The sequence below is a fragment of the Polaromonas sp. genome (assembly GCF_030682935.1).
In the GTDB taxonomy this organism is placed as follows: domain Bacteria; phylum Pseudomonadota; class Gammaproteobacteria; order Burkholderiales; family Burkholderiaceae_C; genus Polaromonas.
Window position 1 is genome coordinate 1 of record NZ_JAUXNA010000192.1, and the last position, 1,899, is coordinate 1,899.

Consider the following 1,899-nt stretch of genomic DNA (forward strand, 5'->3'; position numbering starts at 1 on the left):
TCAGCATGAAGCAGCCGGTGCCGTAGGTGTTTTTGGCCATGCCTGCCTTGAAGCAGGCCTGGCCAAATGAGGCACTTTGCTGGTCCCCGGCAACGCCGCCAATCGTGATCGCGTGGCCCAGCAGTTCGGGTCTGACCTCGCCAAAATGCGCGCTGGAAGGCATCACCTGGGCCATCAGCGACGGGGGAATGCCGAGCAGCGCCAGCAGCTCGGCATCCCACTGGTTGGCATGCACGTTGAACAGCAGGGTCCGCGACGCGTTGGTGACGTCGGTGGCATGCAGCGCACCAGCCGTGAGTTGCCACATCAGCCAGCTGTCGATGGTGCCAAAGGCAAGCTCGCCGCGCTCGGCCTGGGCGCGGGCGCCCGGCACATGGTCGAGCAGCCACTTGAGTTTTGTGCCTGAAAAATAGGCATCGATCAGCAGCCCGGTTTTGGACTGGATCAGCGTCTCCAGGCCTCGCTCGCGCAGTTGCGCGCAGGTGGCTTCGGCCCGCCGGTCTTGCCAGACGATGGCATTGTGGATGGGCTGGCCCGTCGCACGGTTCCAGACCACCGTGGTTTCGCGCTGGTTGGTAATGCCCATCGCGCGGATGTCGCGCGCCTTCAGGCCGGCTTTGGCCAGCACCAGCCGGGCCGTGGCCAGTTGGGCCCGCCAGATTTCCAGGGGATCGTGTTCCACCCAGCCGGGCTTGGGGTAAATCTGGGGCAACTCCTGCTGGGCCATGGCAACGACGCGGCCCAGTTCGTCAAACACAATGCTTCGGGTGCTGGAGGTGCCCTGGTCAAGGGCGAGTAAATAAGTCATGGGGTTCCGGTTCCAGGTTGGGGTGGCGTGCTGTTGGCGAACACCCGGGCTATGTGCGGCAATCTCCCCAGTACCGCTGTGTGGATTTGCCAAAGGAGGGCATGCGTCCTCGGCTCCTTCAAATTAATGTAAACCCACCATGCGCCTCGGCGCCGCAAGTTGCCGTGTCGCTGGAATCGGGGGTGACTTCCCGTTTGGAGGCGACTTGCATGGCGCTGCTTTTCTGGATTTGACGGGTGGGCACTGGCATTTTCAAGAATGTTGCTGAATCTTTTCCTTGGCATGCAACAATTTTCACAAAAGATTGTTGACGGGGTACATGTATTTGGTGATAATCGAGGGCTTCGCTATAAAAGGCGAAGACTTCTGCCCAGCGGAAGCACTGCAAGTGGTTTGCAGTGTGGACGACGGGCCCAAGACTGATTGGTTGGTGGTTTGCTGAAAGGCGGGCTGCCCTCTGGTGCAAGTTGGGACTAAATTTAAATGATTCAAACGCAATCCAAACTCGATGTTGCTGACAACACGGGTGCTAAATCCGTGATGTGCATCAAAGTGCTGGGCGGATCCAAGCGCCGGTACGCCAGCGTTGGTGATGTCATCAAGGTGAGCATCAAAGAAGCCGCTCCACGTGGCCGCGTCAAAAAAGGCGAGGTTTACAGTGCTGTGGTCGTTCGTACCGCCAAGGGTATCCGCCGCGGTGATGGCTCGCTCGTCAAATTCGACGGCAATGCAGCAGTGCTGCTCAATGCCAAGCTGGAGCCTATCGGCACCCGCATCTTCGGACCAGTGACGCGCGAGTTGCGCACTGAAAAGTTCATGAAGATCGTGTCTTTGGCTCCTGAAGTTCTGTAAGGACAAAAGGCAATGAACAAGATTCGCAAAGGCGACGAGATCATCGTGATCACCGGTCGCGACAAAGGTAAGCGCGGCACAATTTCGCTGCGCGTGGACGACAGCCATGTGCTGGTGGATGGGATCAACCTGGTGAAAAAACACACCAAGCCCAATCCGCTCAAAGGCACTACAGGTGGCATTGTTCAAAAAAGCATGCCGATTCACCAGTCCAACGTAGCCATTTTCAATGCTGCTTC

Annotated in this window: 4 protein-coding genes; 2 read left to right on the forward strand and 2 right to left on the reverse strand. The window is 58.1% G+C overall.

Features of this window, described 5'->3' with window-relative positions; all coding sequences use genetic code 11:
* The coding region (locus Q8K05_RS08555) for an FGGY family carbohydrate kinase (protein ID WP_305246209.1) at positions 1 to 808 on the reverse strand (808 nt) is incomplete at its 3' end.
* 118 nt (positions 809 to 926) lie between these two features.
* On the reverse strand, positions 927 to 1,196 hold the full coding sequence (locus tag Q8K05_RS08560; RefSeq protein WP_305246210.1) for a hypothetical protein: 270 nt from the start codon (positions 1,194 to 1,196) through the stop codon (positions 927 to 929).
* Between the two features lie 95 nt (positions 1,197 to 1,291).
* Between Q8K05_RS08560 and rplN the strand changes: the two genes are divergently transcribed.
* Both rplN and rplX read left to right on the forward strand, forming a co-directional pair.
* On the forward strand, positions 1,292 to 1,660 hold the full coding sequence (rplN, locus tag Q8K05_RS08565) for a 50S ribosomal protein L14 (RefSeq protein WP_007869247.1): 369 nt from the start codon (positions 1,292 to 1,294) through the stop codon (positions 1,658 to 1,660).
* A gap of 12 nt (positions 1,661 to 1,672) precedes the next feature.
* The coding region (gene rplX, locus Q8K05_RS08570; protein ID WP_305246211.1) for a 50S ribosomal protein L24 at positions 1,673 to 1,899 on the forward strand (227 nt) is incomplete at its 3' end.